We start from the raw sequence: 17,282 nt of genomic DNA, 5'->3' as shown, positions 1-17,282 counted from the left end.
TTAGCCCGGAGTTGATTTTGAAAGGGGCCGAAATGCGGCAATCTATGACCGGATTCGCGTCGCGCAGCGGTGAGACGGCAGGGCTTCGCTGGGGCTGGGAACTGCGCGGGGTCAATGGCAAGGGGCTCGAATTGCGGCTCCGTCTTCCGGACTGGATCGAGGGACTCGAGCCGCTGGTGCGCGGCGAGGTGCAGAAGGCGCTGGCGCGCGGCAACGTGCAGGTCTCGCTCCGCGTGCAGGGCGGCGGCGAGGAGGTCGCGGCCGAGCTCGACGAGGCGGTGCTTGCGCGCATCCTGGCGGCCATGGCACGGATCGAGGGCGCGGCGGCCGGGCAGGGGCTGGTGCTGGCCCAGTCGAGCGCGGCGCAGATCGTCGCCCTGCGCGGGGTGCTCAGCGCCAATGCCACGCCCGCCGAGATCCCGCCGTTGCGGGCCGAGCTGATGGCGGCCTTCTCCGAGGCGCTGGCCGAGTTCTGCGAGATGCGGCGCAACGAGGGGACGGCGCTGGCCGAGATCCTCGCGGCGCAGCTGGCCGAGATCGAGGCGCTGGTGGCGCAGGCGGGCGAGGCGGTCGAGGCGCGCAGGGACGAGCAGGCCGACCGGCTGCGCACCCAGATCGCGCGGGTCATGGACCAGTCCCACGGCGTGGACGAGACGCGCCTTGCCCAGGAACTCGCGCTGATCGCGGTGAAGTCGGACGTGACCGAGGAACTCGACCGGCTGACCGCCCATATCGGCGCCGCGCGCGAGCTGCTCGGCGGCGAGGGCGCGGTGGGCCGCCGGCTGGACTTCCTGATGCAGGAATTCAACCGCGAGGCGAACACGCTCTGCTCGAAATCGGGCTCCGCCGCCTTGACGCAGATCGGCCTGACCCTCAAGACGGTCATCGACCAGATGCGCGAGCAAGTGCAGAACGTGGAGTAAGACCAACATGAACGGACGGCGCGGCCTCCTGATCATCCTTTCCTCGCCCTCGGGCGCAGGCAAATCGACCCTGGCCAAGCGGCTGCGTGCCTGGGACCCCTCGATCATCTTCTCGGTCTCGGCGACGACCCGCGACGCGCGCCCGGGCGAGGTGGACGGCGAGGACTACCACTTCATGACCGAGAGCGAGTTCAAGAAGGCGGTGTCGCATGGCGACATGCTCGAGCACGCGCATGTCTTCGGCAATTTCTACGGCTCGCCCAAGGGGCCGGTGCGCGACGCGATCATCGACGGGCAGGACGTGCTCTTCGACATCGACTGGCAGGGCGCGCAGCAGATCACCAATTCCGAGCTGGGCCTGCACACGCTGTCGATCTTCCTTCTGCCGCCCTCGATCGCCGAGCTGAAGCGCCGGCTCGAGGCGCGCGGCCAGGACGGGGCCGAGGTCATCGCCCGCCGCATGCAGAAGAGCTGGGACGAGATCTCGCACTGGGGCTCGTATGACTTCGTGCTGGTGAACGAGGATCTCGACCAGACCGAGGCGCAGCTGAAGAGCATCATCACCGCAACGCGCCTGCGCCGCACCCAGCAGCCCGGGCTGCTGACCCATGTGCGCGCGCTGCAGGCGGAATTCGAGGAGGGAGACGCATGACGCTCTACACGCTCGACGGGATCGCGCCCGAGCTGCACGAAAGCGCCTGGGTCGCGCCCGACGCCAACCTCATCGGCCGGATCGTCATGGAAGAGGACAGCTCGGTCTGGTTCGGCTGCACCCTGCGCGGCGACAATGAGGAGATCCGCGTCGGCCGGGGCTCGAACGTGCAGGAGAATGTCGTCTGCCACACCGACATGGGCTACCCGCTGGTGATCGGCGCGGGCTGCACCATCGGCCACAAGGCGATGCTGCACGGCTGCACGATCGGCGAGAACTCCCTCGTGGGCATGGGGGCGACGATCCTCAACGGCGCGAAGATCGGCCGCAACTGCCTGATCGGCGCGGGCGCGCTGATCGCCGAGGGCAAGGAGATCCCCGACGGCTCGCTGGTGATGGGCATGCCCGGCAAGGTGGTGCGCCAGCTCGACGAGGCCGCCATCGAGGGGCTGCGCCTGTCGGCGCTCGGCTACCAGAAAAACGCCCGACGCTTTCGCGCCGGGCTCGTGGCGATCTGACGGATCGCGCGCTGGCGATCAGGCGGTGGCCAGCGCGTGTTCCAGCCTGCTGCTGACTTCCTGCTGAAGCCGCCGCGTGAGCAGGGCCGTCGGAATGCCGCGCAGGGCCGGCTTGCGGTTCGGTGCGCGCTGCGTTTCCTGCAGGAAGCCGAGGATCTGCTCGGCATGTTCGCGGTTGCGCGCGACCAACTCGTGACCCTTGACGTTCAGCTTCCAGAAGGCGTCTTCCGGCCAGGAGATCGTGGCGGCCTCGAAGGTCTTGCAGGCCTTGCACCAGACCATCCCGCGCTCGTTCAGCCGATACCCATCGCCGGTCTCGCCCGGTTGCAGGAATTTCGGCTTTTCGCACTCGGGTTGTTCCCAGCGGAATTGCTCGGGAAAGAGTTCTTCTACGACAACACGGCCCCAGACGTGGGAGTTCTCCGGCACTTCAGGGAGCCGTACGACACAGGTAAACCGGAAAGGCTCGAAGAACTGGGCAGCCTTGCCGCACTCACTACAGCGTACATCGAGAGGATCATTCTGCATCTCTATCGACGCTCCTGTGGGTTGTAGGTGCCCCCACCTACCTCTTTAGGATGTGTTAAGATTTGGGCCAAACGCAACCTTAATTATTGCAAAGTTCTCCTTACGCGAGTGTAAATCTGACGACAGTGAACAATCCTGCCGATTGCCTGTCATTGTTGCTGAATACGGTGGGTGGCTGGAGGCTTTGTGTCTGAAAAACATGCAAATCCCGCATGTTTGTCGAGCCGCCGGGTTGCGCGGAATCCCGCCGACAATCTCGCTCTTGTCCTGTAGGGGGCGCTGTGCAAAGCCTGTGGCCGAAATATGGAGGCCGCATGGACACCCGAAAGACCCTCATCCGCCCGGTTCCCGTTCCCAGCTCGGTCTCGTCGGCGCTCGTCACGCCGATCATGCCGGCGGTGGTCTACGCCTCGGACAGCCCGGATGCGCTCGACGACCAGTACAACGGCGTCACCTCCGGCTACACCTATGCGCGCGAGGGGCATCCCAACGCCGACGTGCTGGCGCAGCGCATCGACGCGCTCGAGGGGATGAGCGGCGGCATGGTCATGGGCTCGGGCATGGCCTCGGTCGCCGCCGTGCTGCTGGGGCTGCTGCGGGCCGGGGACCACGTGCTGGGCGCGGACCAGCTTTACGGCCGCTCGCTGCGGATGATGTCCGACGACCTGCCGCGCATGGGCATCGCGAGCTCCTTCGCCGATCCCACCAATGTCGAGGCCTTCGCCGCCGGCTTCCGCCCCGAGACGAAGCTGGTGCTGATCGAGCTGGTGTCCAACCCGACGCTGCGCATCGCCGATCTCGACGGCATCGCCGCGCTCTGCCGCGAGAAGGGCGTGCTGCTGGCGGTGGACAACACCTTCACCACGCCCGCCGCGATCCGGCCGGTCGAGCGCGGCGCCGACATCGTGATCCACTCGGTCACCAAGCTGCTCGCCGGCCATGCCGACGTGACGCTGGGCTGGGTCGCCGCCAAGGATCCCGAGGTCACCCAGCGCATCCGCGTCTTTGCCGTGACCGCGGGGCTGACTGCGAGCCCCTTCGACTGCTGGCTGGCCGAGCGCGGGCTGATGACCTTCCCGCTGCGCTTCCGCCAGAGCCAGGAGACCGCGCAGCGCCTGTCGGAGCTCCTGACCGGCAAGCCCGGCGTCGCGCGCGTGCTCTACCCGGGCCGTGCCGACCACCCCGACGCCGCGCGCGCGCAATCGGTGCTGCGCGGCAACCCCGGCAACATGCTGAGCTTCGAGCTCGAGGGCGGGCGGGCCGCGGCCAATGCCTTTGCCGAGGCCGCCAAGGGCATCGCCTTTGCCCCGACGCTGGGCGATGTCGGTACCACGCTCTCGCACCCGGCCTCGTCCTCGCACCGCGCGCTGACCCCCGAGGGGCGGGCGGCGCTGGGGATCTCCGAAGGCTTCTTCCGCGTCTCGGTCGGGCTCGAGGATCCTGAGGCGCTGCTCGAGGTCTTCGCGGACGGTCTGCGGGCCGCGGAAGCGCTGCGATGAGGGCCGAAGCGCGCGATCTCATCGCCGCGATGCCGCTGCCGGCGCTGCTGATCCGCTGGGACGAACGGATCGACGCCGCCAATGCCGAGGCGGCGGCGCTGCTCGGCGACGGGCTCGAGGAGCGGCATTTCATCACCGTGCTGCGCCAGCCGGCGCTGCTCGACGCGATCGAGGGCACGCTGCGCGACGGCGCGGCGCGCAAGACGCGCTACCTGACCTCGGACGGGCGGCAGGACACCACCTTCGACGTGGCCTGCCGCGCGGTGGCGCTCGACCGCGGGCCGGGGGTGCTGCTGACCTTCGCGGACGTGACGCAGATGGAGCAGGCGGGGCAGATGCGCCGCGACTTCGTCGCCAACGTCAGCCACGAACTGCGCACGCCGCTCACCGCGCTCATGGGCTTCATCGAGACGCTGCGCGGCCCGGCGCGCGAGGACGCGGCGGCGCGCGACCGGTTCCTCGAGATCATGGGCGGCGAGGCCGAGCGCATGGAGCGCCTTGTCGGTGACCTGCTGTCGCTGAGCCGGCTCGAGGCCGAGGAGCGCGTGCGCCCGACCGAGCTGGTGAACCTGCCAGAGCTGCTGCGTTCGGTGCTGAACGGGCTCGCGCCGGTGGCGGACGAGGCGGGCGTGACGCTCATCCCCGAACTGCCCGAGACGGCGCTCGAGGTGGCGGGGGATTCGGACCAGCTGCGGCAGGTGGTGGTGAACCTCGTGATGAACGCGGTGAAATACTCGGGCCGCGGCGCGACGGTGACTTTGCGCCTCAGCGCGCCCGCCTACCAGCCGCGGCTGCGCGCCGAGGGGGTCGAGATCGAGGTGGCCGACACCGGCCCCGGCTTCGATCCGCTGCACATCCCGCGCCTGACCGAACGCTTCTACCGTGTCGACAGCCACCGCTCTCGCGAGATGGGGGGCACCGGGCTGGGGCTGGCGATCGTCAAGCACATCGTCAACCGCCACCGCGGGCGGCTCAGGATCGAGAGCACGCCGGGCAAGGGCAGCACCTTCCGGGTGATCCTGCCGCTGCGCGCCTGGCCGGCGCGGGGCGAGGAGGCCTAGGCCCCCGGCGCCGCGCCCGGCAGCGCGGCAAGCGCGTGCAGCACGGCTTCGGTCGAGGGGTCGGCGCCGAGTTCGCGCGCCACCCAATCCTCGTGCGCGCCGACGACCTTCAGCGGAAAGCGTGCCAGCCCGAGCACCTTGGCGATGCAGAAGCGGTGGTTGCCCGAGCCGGTCTTGATGATCTCTCCCGCGGGGCCGATCACCGCGGTGCTGGCGTAGCCCTCAGCCTCGGCGCGATAGCCGTCGCGCTCGAGGCTGTCGATCAGCGGCAGCACGTAGCCGTCGAAGAAGGCATCCACCTCGGCCGGGCTGCGCATCTCCACCTCCTTGTGGCGGGCGACGCCCTCCTGCGCGAGCTCGGCGAGCAGGTCACGGTGCCAGGCGCTCTGCGCGACGTCCGCCCGGTGCCGCAGAAAATCGGCGACGCGGTGGTAGCGCGGGGTCTCGGCGATCGGCCTCGGCGGGCTGAAGACATCGCGGGGAATCACGAAGGGTTCGCGGCGTTTCACCGACGGCCGGACCAACGCGACGACGGGTCCGGGCAGGAATCGCGAGAGTTTTCTCAGGCGCCGCTTTCCGACCGGCCATTTGCTGCCGCTGGTCATGTCGACGGCCGCCGGGTCCACCCAGATCACCGACCGCTCTCCGGCGTCCCTTAGAAAATCCTTTTGTGTCAGCGGCATATCTGTCGTTTCCTCGCCGGTCGAAGACGCCGGGCCCGGTCTTTGGCCGCGCCTGCGGTAGAGCGGCGCGGATCCATTTCGCATTAAAGAGTAGCACTTCGGTGCTTGAAATGAGGCTTATGGGGCGGTGTCATGAAACTGTTACGTAGATGTCACAAAAGCATTGCTCATCGCGCCTAGGCAGCGCTTCGAGGTCCCCGACCGGGGGGCTTGTTCTGACCAAACAGGAGCATTCCTATGCAATCCGTGAAACTCGCCGTTTCCGCACTCGCGCTTGCCGCCGTGTCGGCCTCCGCAGCTGCCGCCCGTGACAACGTGCAGGTTGCCGGCTCGTCGACCGTGCTGCCCTACGCCTCGATCGTCGCCGAAGCCTTCGGCGAGAACTTCGATTTCCCGACCCCCGTCGTGGAATCGGGCGGCTCCTCGGCCGGCCTCAAGCGCTTCTGCGAAGGCGTCGGCGAGAACACCATCGACATCGCGAACGCCTCCCGCGCGATCAAGGACAAAGAGATCAAGGCCTGCGCCGACGCCGGCGTGACCGACATCATCGAAGTGCGCATCGGCTATGACGGCATCGTCTTCGCCTCGCAGAAGACCGGCCCCGAGTTCACCGCATTCGAGCCGGCCGACTGGTTCAACGCGCTGGCCGCCAAGGTCGTGAAGGACGGTGCAGTGGTCGACAACCCCTACACCAAGTGGTCGGACTTCAACGCCGAACTGCCCGACGTCGAGATCGCGGCCTTCATCCCGGGCACCAAGCACGGCACCCGCGAAGTCTTCGAGGAGAAGGTCCTCGCGGCCGGCTGTGAAGCCACCGGCGCGCTGGAAGCCATGGTCGCCTCGGGCATGTCCGAGGACGACGCCAAGGCCGCCTGCATCTCGGTCCGCACCGACGGCAAGTCGGTCGACATCGACGGCGACTACACCGAGACCCTCGCCCGCATCGACAGCAACTCGGACGGCGTCGGCGTCTTCGGCCTCGCCTTCTACGAGAACAACACCGACAAGCTGAAGGTCGCGACCATGTCGGGCATCGCGCCCTCGACCGAGACCATCGCCTCGGGCGACTACCCGGTGTCGCGTCCGCTGTTCTTCTACATCAAGAAGGCCCACATCGGCGTCATCCCCGGCCTGAAGGAATACGCCGAGTTCTTCGTCTCGGACGAGATCGCCGGCCCGGACGGCCCGCTCGCCAACTACGGCCTCGTCTCGGACCCCGAGCTGGCCGACACCCAAGCCAAGGTCGCCGACGAAGTGACCATGGGCGACAGCATGTAATCGGACACCTGTCCGACATCCGGAGGGCGGCCGCGTGCTGCCCTCCGTTTTCCTTTTTGGTGAGTGATCACCGGACCAATCTGGGGGCCCGATGCCTGTTCTTTGGCTGATCCTGATCGTTCTCGCGCTGGCCGTCCTCGGCTTCGTCGCGGGGCGGATGCGCGCCATCTCCGGCGCCGGAGACGACCGCCGCGCATTGCACTCGCTGCCAAGCTACTACGGCTGGAACGTCGCCATGAAGGTGATGGCGCCGGCCTTCCTCGCGCTGATCGTCTGGCTGGTCGCGCAACCCTTCATCGTGAACACCAAGGCCACGAGCCTGCTCTCCGAGGCCGCGATCCCCGAGGGCTCGACGCTGGGCCTCGTGATGTCCGACGTGCGCCGCGTCGCCGACGGGCTCGATCTCGCGGTCGAGCAGGGGCTGCTGACCTCGGGCGACGCCGCGACGCTGACCGTCGGCGGCTCGGACATCCGCGCCACGCTCGGCTCGGCAGGTGTCGCCGTCGGCACCGAGATCACCCCCGAGGTGCTGGCCGCGGCGCAGAGCTACCGCGGCTCGAACGCCACAGGCAACCTGCTGCGCAGCCTCGTCGTGCTGGGCCTCGCCCTTGGCGGCGGCGCGCTGGCGCTGGCGCAGACGAAACCCGACTTCCGCGCCCGCAACGCCGTCGAGCACGGCATCCGCATGATCCTCGTCGGCGCCGCCTCGATCGCCATCCTGACCACCATCGGCATCGTGCTGTCGCTGGTCTTCAACACGATCGAGTTCTTCCGCATCTACCCGGCCTCGGAATTCTTCGGCTCCTTCACCTGGTCGCCCAGCTTCGGCGGCGGCTCGCAGCTCGGCATCTGGCCGCTGCTCTGGGGCACGCTCTACATCTCGGTCATCGCGCTGCTGGTGTCGGTGCCGATCGGGCTCTTTGCCGCCGTCTACCTGTCGGAATACGCCGGGCCGAAGTTCCGCGCCCTGGCCAAGCCCGCGCTCGAGCTGCTGGCCGGCATCCCGACCATCGTCTACGGCCTCTTCGCGCTGCTGACGGTCGGCCCGCTGCTGCTGTCGGTCTTCGGCCGCGACGGGCTGAACTGGATGCAGGCGGGCACCGCCGTGATGACCGCGGGCCTTGTCATGGGGATCATGCTGATCCCCTTCGTCAGCTCGCTGTCGGACGACATCATCAACGCCGTGCCGCAATCGCTGCGTGACGGCTCCTACGGGCTTGGCGCGACCAAGTCCGAGACCATCAAGCAGGTGATCCTGCCCGCCGCCCTGCCGGGCATCGTGGGCGCCATCCTGCTCGCCGCCTCGCGCGCCATCGGCGAGACGATGATCGTGGTGATGGGGGCGGGGGCCGCCGCACGGCTCTCGCTCAACCCCTTCGACGCCATGACCACCGTCACCGCCAAGATCGTCAGCCAGCTGACCGGCGACGCGGACTTCGCCTCGCCCGAGGCGCTGGTGGCCTTCGCCCTCGGCATGACGCTCTTTGTCATGACCCTCGGGCTCAATGTCTTCGCACTGTACATCGTGCGCAAATACCGGGAGCAGTACGACTGATGACCGACGCGACCCATTCCGGCGCGGCCGTTCCGGCCCGCCATGGTCTCATGACCGCCGACCCCCGGACCCGGAAACGCAACGCCGCCGAGAAACGCTTCCGCCTCTACGGGCTTGCCGCCATCGGGGCAGGGGTGTTCTTCCTCGTGGTGCTGCTGACCGCGATCATCAGCAACGGTGTCGGCGCCTTCCAGCAGACCTTCATCGACGTGCCGGTCTACCTGGACGAGGCCAAGCTCGACAAGAACGGCAACCGCGACCCGGCCGAGATGGCCAAGGTCTCGACCTTCGGCTATGGCCCGCTGATCGAGAACTCGCTGTGGAAGGTCGTCGTGGATTCCGGCGCCGAGACCCCCTTCGAGAAGGCCGGCGACGTCAAGCAGATGATCTCGGCCTCGGCCGCCGCCAAGGTGCGCGACTGGGTGCTGGCCAACCCTGACCGCCTCGGCGAGACCGTGGAGTTCCGCATCCTCGCCTCGAGCCGGGTCGACGGCTACCTCAAGGGCCGCGTCAGCCGCGAGAGCATCGCCGAGGACAAGAACATCTCGGCCGGGCACCTCGACCTCGTCGACGCGCTGCACGCGCAGGGTGTCGTGCACAAGGGTTTCAACTGGGACTTCGTGACCGGTTCCGACGCCTCGGAAAGCCGCGCCGAGCAGGCCGGGCTCGGCGTGTCGATGCTGGGCTCGCTCTTCATGATGATCACCGTGCTGGTGCTGGCGCTGCCGATCGGCGTCGCCGCCTCGATCTACCTCGAGGAATTCGCGCCGACGAACCGCTTCACCGACTTCATCGAGGTGAACATCTCGAACCTCGCCGCGGTGCCGTCGATCGTCTTCGGCATCCTTGGCCTTGCCGCTTTCATCCAGTTCGCGCACCTGCCGCAGTCGGCGCCGCTGGTCGGGGGCCTCACGCTCACGCTGATGACCCTGCCGACCATCGTGATCTCGACCCGCGCCGCGCTCAAGGCGGTGCCGCCGTCGATCCGCGACGCCGCGCTGGGGGTGGGCGCCTCGAAGATGCAGGCGACCTTCCACCACGTGCTGCCGCTGGCCATGCCCGGCATCCTGACCGGCACGATCATCGGCCTGGCGCAGGCGCTCGGCGAGACCGCGCCGCTGCTGCTGATCGGCATGGTGGGCTATATCGCGACCAACTATCCCGAAGGGGTCTTCTCGGGCTTCCTGTCGCCGAACTCGGCGATGCCCGCGCAGATCTACGAATGGGCCAAGCGGGCGGACCCCGCCTATTACGAACGCGCCTGGGGCGGGATCATCGTGCTCCTGCTCTTCCTGCTGGCGATGAACCTGCTCGCCATCCTGCTGCGCCGCAAATTCGAGCGCCGCTGGTAAGGTATAAGGAGACTCAAGATGTACGACTCGCCATTGAGGAAGACCGAAGTGGACACCAACGCAAGCAAGATCTCCGCCCGTGACGTGCAAGTCTATTACGGCGACACCCACGCCATCAAGGACGTCAACGTCGAGATCCTCGACAAGACCGTGACCGCCTTCATCGGCCCGTCGGGCTGCGGCAAGTCCACCTTCCTGCGCACGCTGAACCGGATGAACGACACGATCGACATCTGCCGCGTCGAAGGGCTCATCGAGCTCGACGGCGAGGATATCTACGACAAGCGCGTCGACCCGGTGCAGTTGCGCGCCAAGGTCGGCATGGTGTTCCAGAAGCCGAACCCGTTCCCCAAGTCGATCTACGACAACGTCGCCTACGGGCCGCGCATCCACGGGCTTGCCCGCAACAAGGCCGAGCTCGACGAGATTGTCGAGAAGGCGCTGCGTCGCGGTGCGATCTGGAACGAGGTGAAGGACCGGCTCGACTCGCCGGGCACCGGGCTTTCCGGCGGCCAGCAGCAGCGTCTCTGCATCGCCCGCGCCGTCGCCACCGAGCCCGAGGTGCTGCTGATGGACGAGCCCTGCTCGGCGCTCGACCCGATCGCCACGTCGCAGGTCGAGGAACTGATCGACGAGCTGCGCGAGAACTACTCGGTGGTGATCGTGACCCACTCGATGCAGCAGGCGGCCCGCGTCAGCCAGAAGACCGCGTTTTTCCACCTCGGCAACCTTGTGGAATACGGTGACACCAGCCAGATCTTCACCAACCCCGTGGACCCGCGCACGGAATCCTACATCACCGGACGGATCGGATAAGTCATGACCGACGAGCTGAAGAAACACATCGCCTCGGCCTTCGATCGCGATCTCGAGGCGATCCAGGCGCAGATCCTCAAGATGGGCGGGCTGGTCGAGGTGGCGATCCGCGACGCGGCGCTCTCGCTCGAGACCCGCGACGAGGAACTGGCCGACAAGGTGCGCGCCGGTGACAAGGCGATCGACGCGCTGGAAGAGCTGCTGAACGAGGAAGCTGCGCGGGTCATCGCCCTGCGCGCGCCCACCGCGCGCGACCTGCGCGTGGTGCTCTCGGTGATGCGCATGGCCTCGAACCTCGAGCGCATCGGCGATCTGTCGAAGAACATGGCCAAGCGCACCGCGGTGCTGTCGCAGCTGGCGCCGATCGACGGCTCGGCCGCGGCGCTCCGGCGCATGGCGCGCGACGTCGAGCACATGCTCAAGGACGCGCTCGACGCCTATATCCGCCGCGACCAGGCGCTGGCGCAGGACGTGATCGAGCGCGACCGCGACGTCGACCAGATGTACAACACGCTCTTCCGCGAGTTCCTGACCTTCATGCTCGAGGATCCGCGCAACATCACCTCGTGCATGCACCTGCACTTCATCGCCAAGAACGTCGAGCGCATGGGTGACCACGTGACCGCCATCGCCGAGCAGGTGATCTTCCTCGCCACGGGGCAGATGCCGAAGGACGACCGGATCAAGGAAGACCGGACCTCCACCGACCCGTCGCTCAGCTCCGGCGCGGAGCTGAGGTAAGCCCATGGCCGCGGATCAACCGACCGTCCTGGTCGTCGAGGACGAACCGGCGCAACGCGAAGTGCTGCGCTACAACCTCGAGGCCGAGGGCTTCCGCGTCGCCGCCGCCGGCAACGGCGAGGAGGCGCTGGTGCTGCTCGAGGAAGAGAACCCCGACGTGGTGGTGCTCGACTGGATGCTGCCGAACCTCTCGGGCATCGAGGTGTGCCGGCAGATCAAGACCCGCTCCGAGACGCGCGGGCTGCCGGTCATCATGCTCTCGGCCCGCTCCGAAGAGGTGGACCGCATCCGCGGGCTCGACACCGGGGCGGATGACTACGTGGTGAAACCCTATTCGCTGCGCGAGCTGATGGCACGGGTGAAGGCGCAGCTGCGCCGCGCCCGTCCCGCCGCCGCCGGGCTGCGGCTCGAGTTCGAGGACATCGTGCTCGACGCCGAGACCCACCGCGTGACCCGTGGCGGCCACGAGCTGAAGCTGGGTCCGACCGAGTTCCGGCTGCTTTCGACCTTCATGGAAAAGCCCGGCCGCGTCTGGTCGCGCGAGCAGCTGCTCGACCGGGTCTGGGGGCGCGACATCTACGTCGACACCCGCACCGTCGACGTGCATATCGGCCGGCTGCGCAAGGCGCTTGGCACGCATGGCGGCGAGGACCCGCTGCGCACCGTGCGCGGCGCGGGTTACGCGCTCGGCTGAGAGGGCCCGGGGAACACGAAAGGGCGCGGCCATCGGGGCCGCGCCTTTTGCGTTTGCGCCGCGCGCCCGGGCGGGGTAGCCCGGCGGCGGACGGCCCGGCAGGCGCGAAACCGGGGCTCTTCGGGCAAAAACGCCTCTCGGCCCTTGCGCCGCTGCCCGAAACGGCATATAGGCGCGGCCACGAGAACGCCGCAGGCGGGGTCGGGCACTCCGGGGGAGACATCCCCGGGCGTCCACCGGTTGTCCCAAAAGGGATGAACCCCCGCTGAGGATTTATGAAACCGGAAAGGATAACGGACATGGCTCTCCCCGAGTTCACCATGCGCCAGCTGCTTGAAGCAGGCGTGCACTTCGGCCACCAGACGCAGCGTTGGAACCCCCGCATGGGCGAGTTCATCTACGGTGCGCGCAACGGCATCCACATCATGGACCTGACGCAGACCGTCCCGATGCTGGACGCTGCCCTCAAGGCCATCCGTGACACCGTTGCCAAGGGCGGCTCGGTGCTCTTCGTCGGCACCAAGCGCCAGGCGCAGCAGCCGATCGCCGAAGCGGCCGAGAAGTGCGCACAGTTCTACATGAACCACCGCTGGCTGGGCGGCACGCTCACCAACTGGCAGACCGTTTCGCAGTCGATCCAGCGCCTGAAGACCATCGACGAGCGCATGGACGGTGGTGCCGAAGGCCTCACCAAGAAAGAGCGCCTCGGCATGGAGCGTGACCAGACGAAGCTTCAGGCTTCGCTCGGCGGCATCCGCGAAATGGGCGGCCTGCCCGACATGCTCTTCGTCATCGACGTCAAGAAAGAGTCGCTGGCCGTTGCAGAAGCCAACAAGCTGGGCATCCCGGTTGTCGCCATCGTCGACACCAACTGCTCGCCCGAAGGCGTGGACTACATCATCCCCGGCAACGATGACGCGGCACGCGCCATCTCGCTCTACTGCGACCTCGTCGCACGCGCTGCCCTGGACGGCATGACCGGCCAGATGGAAGCCGCAGGCGTCGACCTCGGTGCCCTCGAAGACGCGCCGGCAGAAGAGCTGCTCGCCGAAGCAAACCTCGGCAAGTAAGCCGATCGCGCCCGCCGCGCATCGCGGGGCGGGCGCAGACGTCGCTCTTGCGGCAGGGACTGCACCGGCGCCATCGCGCCCAGACGTGCATTGTCGCGAAAGCGTCACGTATTCATGACAGGAGCGGGTGGCCCGGGGCAGGGCCGCCCCACCGCATTTGAGATGAGGAGAGCCGAGATGGCGATCACTGCTGCACAGGTGAAAGAACTGCGCGAGATGACCGGCGCAGGCATGATGGATGCCAAGAAGGCGCTGACCGAGACCGACGGTGACATGGAAGCCGCCATCGACTGGCTGCGCACCAAGGGCCTCGCGAAAGCTGCCAAGAAGTCGGGCCGTACCGCCGCTGAGGGCCTCGTGGCCGTTCGCGTCGAAGGTGGCGTCGGCGTCGCCGTCGAGGTGAACGCAGAGACCGACTTCGTTGCCAAGAACGCCGAGTTCCAGGCAATGGTGAGCGACATCGCCGGCGCCGCCGTGGGTGTCGACACCGTCGAGGCGCTGAACGACGCGACCGTCGAAGGCAAGAAGGTCTCGGAAGTCATCACCGACAAGATCGCCAAGATCGGCGAGAACATGACCCTGCGTCGCATGGCCAAGATCGAAGGCGAAGTCGTCTCGACCTACGTGCACAACGCGGCATCGGCTGGCCTCGGCCAGATCGGCGTGCTGGTTGCCATGACCGGCGGCAGCGACGAGTTCGGCAAGCAGGTCGCGATGCACATCGCAGCCTCGAACCCGGCCTCGCTGAACGAAGCCGAGCTCGACCCGGCGATCGTCGAGAAAGAGCGTCAGGTGCAGATCGACATCGCGCGTGAATCCGGCAAGCCGGACGCCGTGATCGAGAAGATGATCGTCGGCCGCATGAACAAGTTCCTCGCCGAAGTGACCCTGCTGGGCCAGCCCTTCGTCGTGAACCCCGACGTGACCGTCGAGCAGGCCGCGAAAGAGGCCGGCGCCACCATCACCGGTTTCGTCCGCCTGCAGGTCGGCGAAGGCATCGAGAAGGTGGAAGAGGATTTCGCTGCAGAGGTGGCCAAGGCCGCTCAGGGCTGATCGCCCTTTCGCAACGTGATCGGGATGGGGGCGCCTTCGGGTGCCCCTTTCTCTTTTCGGGCGGTGAAAAGCGCGCCCGTCTCTGGCCGGAGCTGGAAGTCCCGTCGTGAAGGGCAGGGGGCGCCGGTCATTTTGCAGGCGGCAAATGTGACCGCAGGCAGGCACGGCTGATAAATGTGACCGAATGCGGACAGGGGCGCCAAACGCGACGGAGCCGCCCCGAAGGACGGCTCCGCTACCTGCTGACCTCGGCACCCCAAGACATTTGGGGATGAGGCGGGAGTGCCAAGACAGGTGTGCCGAACCGCTCCCGGACGGAAATTTCCCGGGTTCGGCTCAGCTCCGGTTGATACCGGGAGACTGGCAGGGCCTCGAAATCACGAGGGGTGACAGTCTCGAGTTCCATGGCCAAAGCCACCACTCACGGAACAGTCTGAGTGTGCATCGTCGTAACGGGAAGGGGAAGGGGGCGTGAGGTGGAAGGCTCGATTTAGACCGAAATCCGGTGAGTTTTCCGTCACATCTTTCAGAATTTGGAAACGGTAAATAAGTAAATCCACATCTGTCGATGCTTTCCGCGTCAGGGTCGCGAATTGTTTCGCCATTCGATTCGAAGGCGAGCCACAGTTAACTTAACCACTCTCATATACCCAGAATGAACATTTGATTAAGAAATGTCGCCTTTGCGACAGCTTGCGCGGTTGTTTCCACGTTGAGTGTGTCCCTGGCGCGACGCAGGTGCTTTTCCACGGTCGCCTGCGTGAGCCCCATGATCTGCGCAATGTCCTGCATGGTCTTGCCGTCACCCACCCATTCCAGGGCTTCACGCTGGCGGGGCGTCAGGGACTGGTCCGGAGGGATGTAGGGCAGGGTGAGCACGCGCAGGTGCAGCACGTTGTTGCACAGCAGGATGGTCTCGCCGTCGCGCGCCCAGATCCGCTCGACCTCGTCCTGGCCCATGCCCGGACGGGCGGTCAGCGCGATGGCACCCTTGGCGCGGCGCGAGAGCGACTTGAAGCCGATGGTGTAGCCGGCGGTGACCTGCTGCGAGGCGTTGAAGGCCACGACCCGGCGCGCCTCGCTCGACAGCTCGCCGCGCGCGAGCGCCGCGGCGGTCACGCCCCAGGACCGCGGGCCGTCATTTTCCAGCGCCCAGTGAACCATCGGCGAATGACGGTAGAGCCCCTTGCCGATGAACTCGCGCGTGTAGGCGGGGCGGTGGTTGGTCAGCACGAGAAAGTCGTTGGGATCGCCCAGCGAGGTGGGCGTGCGGTAGCGGGTGAACCCGTAGAGAAGACGATCGAACCCGTACCCGGCCATCCGCGCCACGTGCATCGACCAGGCGGTCTCGATGCTTTCGGCGTTGGTCAGCGCGAGGAGATGGGCCCGATCGTCCGGGGTCATCTCCTAGCGCTCCAGGTGCGAGACCAGGGCGTCCATCGCCAGCGTGTAGCCGCGCGGCCCGAAGCCGCAGATCACGCCAAGGGCGACCTTGGCGATGTAGCTCACGTGGCGGAACTCCTCCCGCGCATGGACATTGGACAGGTGCAGCTCGATGGTCGGCACCTCGGCGGAACTGATCGCGTCCATCAGCGCGACCGAGGTATGGGTGTAGGCGCCGGCGTTGAGGATGATGCCGTCCCGGGTGCCGCGCGAGGCGTGGATCGCGTCGATCAGCGTGCCCTCGTGGTTGCTCTGGGCGAAGTCGAGCGCGACGCCGATCTTCTCGGCATGGGCGCGGCACATGGCCTCGACATCGGCAAGCGTGGTGCGACCGTAGACCTCGGGCTGGCGCAGGCCAAGCAGGTTGAGGTTGGGTCCGTTCAGGATCAGCAGCGAATGCATGGGAAAGTCTCCGGCTCGTTCGCGCCCAGATAGCGCGCGCGTGAACGACTTGTCCAGAAATCCCGGTCAGCGCCGGCCGTGCGGGCGGTGTCGTTTCATCAGGAGCGCGGCGGCGAGCGCGACCGCCAGCGCCGCGAGCAGCGTGGTGACGTCGCTGGTGAGCTCGGCGATCTGCGGAATGAAGGGCGCGAAGCTGGCGCCGAGCGCCATGTAGCTTGCGGCCCAGACGATCTCGCCGGCAAGGTCGGCGATGAAGAAGCGCGGCCAGCTCAGGCCGCCGGCGCCGGCCACGACGTTCATCGCGGGACCGAGCGGCGCGATCAGCCAGCGCGACAGGAAGACCGCCATAGGGCCGCGGGCGGCCAGCAGCGCCAGCGCGCGCTCGGTGGTCGGACCCTCGAGCCGCGAAAGCCTGCCGCCGAAGACCCGCCCGAAGAGATAGCCGAGCTGGTCGCCGACCAGCGCCGCGCAGAGCGCCGTCAGCATGGTCGCGAGGACCGGCAGCTCTCCGGCGGCGGCCAGCGTGCCGGCGACGAGGACCATGAGCGAGGCCGGCAGCATCGGCACGCCGAACGAGGCCAGCATGACCGTGCCGCCGAGCACCGGCAGACCGAGTTCCGGCAGCAGCGCCAGCACGGTGTCGCTGAAGCTGCCGGTCACGTCGGTCATTGTTTCTGTGCCTCGATCAGTTCCGTGACCTCGGTCAGCAACCGCGGCAGCGGCTCGGCGCGCAGCTCGGCGATCTCGTCGAGGCTGAGCGGCTCGCCGGGCTGCGGCTCGAGCCCGAGCGCCGGCGCAAGGCTGTGGCGCGGCAGATGATGCGAGCGCTCGAGATAGCCGAGCGTCATCCAGCCTTCGGGCGCGACATTGCGGTGCGCGGGATCGGCCCAGTAGAGCGCGTGGCGCACGGTGCGCACGCCGACGACAGTCGCGGCCAGCAGCGCGACAGCGAGAACGGTGAGAAGGATGTAATGGGCGGGACTGCGGCGCATGCGCCAAGAATGCGAAGGTTTC

General features: G+C 67.4%; 19 protein-coding genes. 13 read left to right on the top strand and 6 right to left on the bottom strand.

Translation table 11 applies throughout. The annotated features are described in order from the left end of the window. Positions 1-32: 32 nt before the first annotated feature. The 3 genes from PVT71_RS13190 to PVT71_RS13180 are packed head-to-tail and all read left to right on the top strand — an operon-like array spanning position 33 to position 2,093. Entirely contained in the window at positions 33-923 is an 891-nt protein-coding gene (locus PVT71_RS13190) for a YicC/YloC family endoribonuclease (RefSeq protein ID WP_353472246.1), read from the top strand. 7 nt (positions 924-930) lie between these two features. Next, complete coding sequence (gene gmk / locus PVT71_RS13185) at positions 931-1,575, top strand: guanylate kinase (protein ID WP_353472245.1); 645 nt, start codon at positions 931-933, stop codon at positions 1,573-1,575. Then, positions 1,572-2,093, top strand: coding sequence for a gamma carbonic anhydrase family protein (locus PVT71_RS13180; protein ID WP_353472244.1), 522 nt, complete (start codon positions 1,572-1,574; stop codon positions 2,091-2,093). Before gmk ends, PVT71_RS13180 begins: the two co-directional genes overlap by 4 nt. Positions 2,094-2,111: 18 nt before the next feature. Here PVT71_RS13180 and PVT71_RS13175 read toward each other — a convergent pair whose 3' ends face one another. Then, positions 2,112-2,621 (bottom strand): hypothetical protein, encoded by a 510-nt coding sequence (locus PVT71_RS13175; protein ID WP_353472243.1) that lies wholly within the window; start codon positions 2,619-2,621, stop codon positions 2,112-2,114. 314 nt (positions 2,622-2,935) lie between these two features. Between PVT71_RS13175 and PVT71_RS13170 the strand changes: the two genes are divergently transcribed. Further along, complete coding sequence (locus tag PVT71_RS13170; protein ID WP_353472242.1) at positions 2,936-4,120, top strand: aminotransferase class I/II-fold pyridoxal phosphate-dependent enzyme; 1,185 nt, start codon at positions 2,936-2,938, stop codon at positions 4,118-4,120. Continuing rightward, the gene (locus tag PVT71_RS13165) at positions 4,117-5,181 is read left to right on the top strand and encodes an ATP-binding protein (protein WP_353472241.1); all 1,065 of its coding nucleotides are present in this window, start codon (positions 4,117-4,119) and stop codon (positions 5,179-5,181) included. Before PVT71_RS13170 ends, PVT71_RS13165 begins: the two co-directional genes overlap by 4 nt. Here the strand turns inward: PVT71_RS13165 and PVT71_RS13160 are convergent. Continuing rightward, positions 5,178-5,864 carry a hypothetical protein gene (locus PVT71_RS13160; RefSeq protein WP_353472240.1) on the bottom strand — a complete coding sequence of 229 codons (687 nt, stop codon included), beginning with the start codon at positions 5,862-5,864 and terminating at the stop codon, positions 5,178-5,180. The two genes, PVT71_RS13165 and PVT71_RS13160, sit on opposite strands and share 4 nt — an antisense overlap. Positions 5,865-6,101: 237 nt before the next feature. On the opposite strand from PVT71_RS13160, the gene PVT71_RS13155 reads away from it, so the two are divergent. From PVT71_RS13155 to tsf, 8 genes are all read left to right on the top strand, one after another. Next, on the top strand, positions 6,102-7,142 hold the full coding sequence (locus PVT71_RS13155) for a substrate-binding domain-containing protein (RefSeq protein WP_353472239.1): 1,041 nt from the start codon (positions 6,102-6,104) through the stop codon (positions 7,140-7,142). Between the two features lie 91 nt (positions 7,143-7,233). Then, positions 7,234-8,697 (top strand): phosphate ABC transporter permease subunit PstC, encoded by a 1,464-nt coding sequence (gene pstC, locus PVT71_RS13150; RefSeq protein WP_353472238.1) that lies wholly within the window; start codon positions 7,234-7,236, stop codon positions 8,695-8,697. Then, a complete protein-coding gene (gene pstA / locus PVT71_RS13145; RefSeq protein ID WP_353472237.1) occupies positions 8,697-10,049 on the top strand; it encodes a phosphate ABC transporter permease PstA in 1,353 nt (450 codons plus the stop codon). The genes pstC and pstA overlap by 1 nt, the downstream gene beginning before the upstream one ends. An 18-nt stretch (positions 10,050-10,067) precedes the next feature. Beyond that, positions 10,068-10,865, top strand: a complete 798-nt coding sequence (pstB, locus tag PVT71_RS13140; protein ID WP_194133163.1) for a phosphate ABC transporter ATP-binding protein PstB — start codon at positions 10,068-10,070, stop codon at positions 10,863-10,865. A gap of 3 nt (positions 10,866-10,868) precedes the next feature. Continuing rightward, a complete protein-coding gene (gene phoU, locus PVT71_RS13135; RefSeq protein WP_353472236.1) occupies positions 10,869-11,606 on the top strand; it encodes a phosphate signaling complex protein PhoU in 738 nt (245 codons plus the stop codon). A gap of 4 nt (positions 11,607-11,610) precedes the next feature. Next, positions 11,611-12,300 (top strand): phosphate regulon transcriptional regulator PhoB, encoded by a 690-nt coding sequence (phoB, locus tag PVT71_RS13130; RefSeq protein WP_353472235.1) that lies wholly within the window; start codon positions 11,611-11,613, stop codon positions 12,298-12,300. A 299-nt stretch (positions 12,301-12,599) separates the two neighbouring features. Then, positions 12,600-13,370: a 30S ribosomal protein S2 gene (gene rpsB / locus PVT71_RS13125; protein ID WP_353472234.1), complete on the top strand. Its 771-nt coding sequence runs from the start codon at positions 12,600-12,602 to the stop codon at positions 13,368-13,370. 177 nt (positions 13,371-13,547) lie between these two features. Then, positions 13,548-14,423, top strand: coding sequence for a translation elongation factor Ts (gene tsf, locus PVT71_RS13120; RefSeq protein ID WP_353472233.1), 876 nt, complete (start codon positions 13,548-13,550; stop codon positions 14,421-14,423). A 642-nt stretch (positions 14,424-15,065) separates the two neighbouring features. On the opposite strand, the gene PVT71_RS13115 is transcribed toward tsf, so the two are convergent. From PVT71_RS13115 to PVT71_RS13100, 4 genes are all read right to left on the bottom strand, one after another. After that, positions 15,066-15,827 carry a LuxR family transcriptional regulator gene (locus tag PVT71_RS13115; RefSeq protein ID WP_353472232.1) on the bottom strand — a complete coding sequence of 254 codons (762 nt, stop codon included), beginning with the start codon at positions 15,825-15,827 and terminating at the stop codon, positions 15,066-15,068. A gap of 3 nt (positions 15,828-15,830) precedes the next feature. Further along, positions 15,831-16,268 (bottom strand): type II 3-dehydroquinate dehydratase, encoded by a 438-nt coding sequence (gene aroQ / locus PVT71_RS13110; protein WP_353472231.1) that lies wholly within the window; start codon positions 16,266-16,268, stop codon positions 15,831-15,833. A gap of 66 nt (positions 16,269-16,334) precedes the next feature. Next, a complete protein-coding gene (locus PVT71_RS13105; RefSeq protein WP_353472230.1) occupies positions 16,335-16,937 on the bottom strand; it encodes a VTT domain-containing protein in 603 nt (200 codons plus the stop codon). Beyond that, positions 16,934-17,260 carry a hypothetical protein gene (locus PVT71_RS13100; protein ID WP_353472229.1) on the bottom strand — a complete coding sequence of 109 codons (327 nt, stop codon included), beginning with the start codon at positions 17,258-17,260 and terminating at the stop codon, positions 16,934-16,936. Before PVT71_RS13100 ends, PVT71_RS13105 begins: the two co-directional genes overlap by 4 nt. Positions 17,261-17,282 lie beyond the last annotated feature (22 nt).

Source organism: Salipiger sp. H15 (assembly GCF_040409955.1).
GTDB lineage: Bacteria > Pseudomonadota > Alphaproteobacteria > Rhodobacterales > Rhodobacteraceae > Salipiger.
The sequence above is the reverse complement of the archived record's forward strand: the minus strand, read 5'-3'. Positions and strand labels throughout refer to the sequence as shown.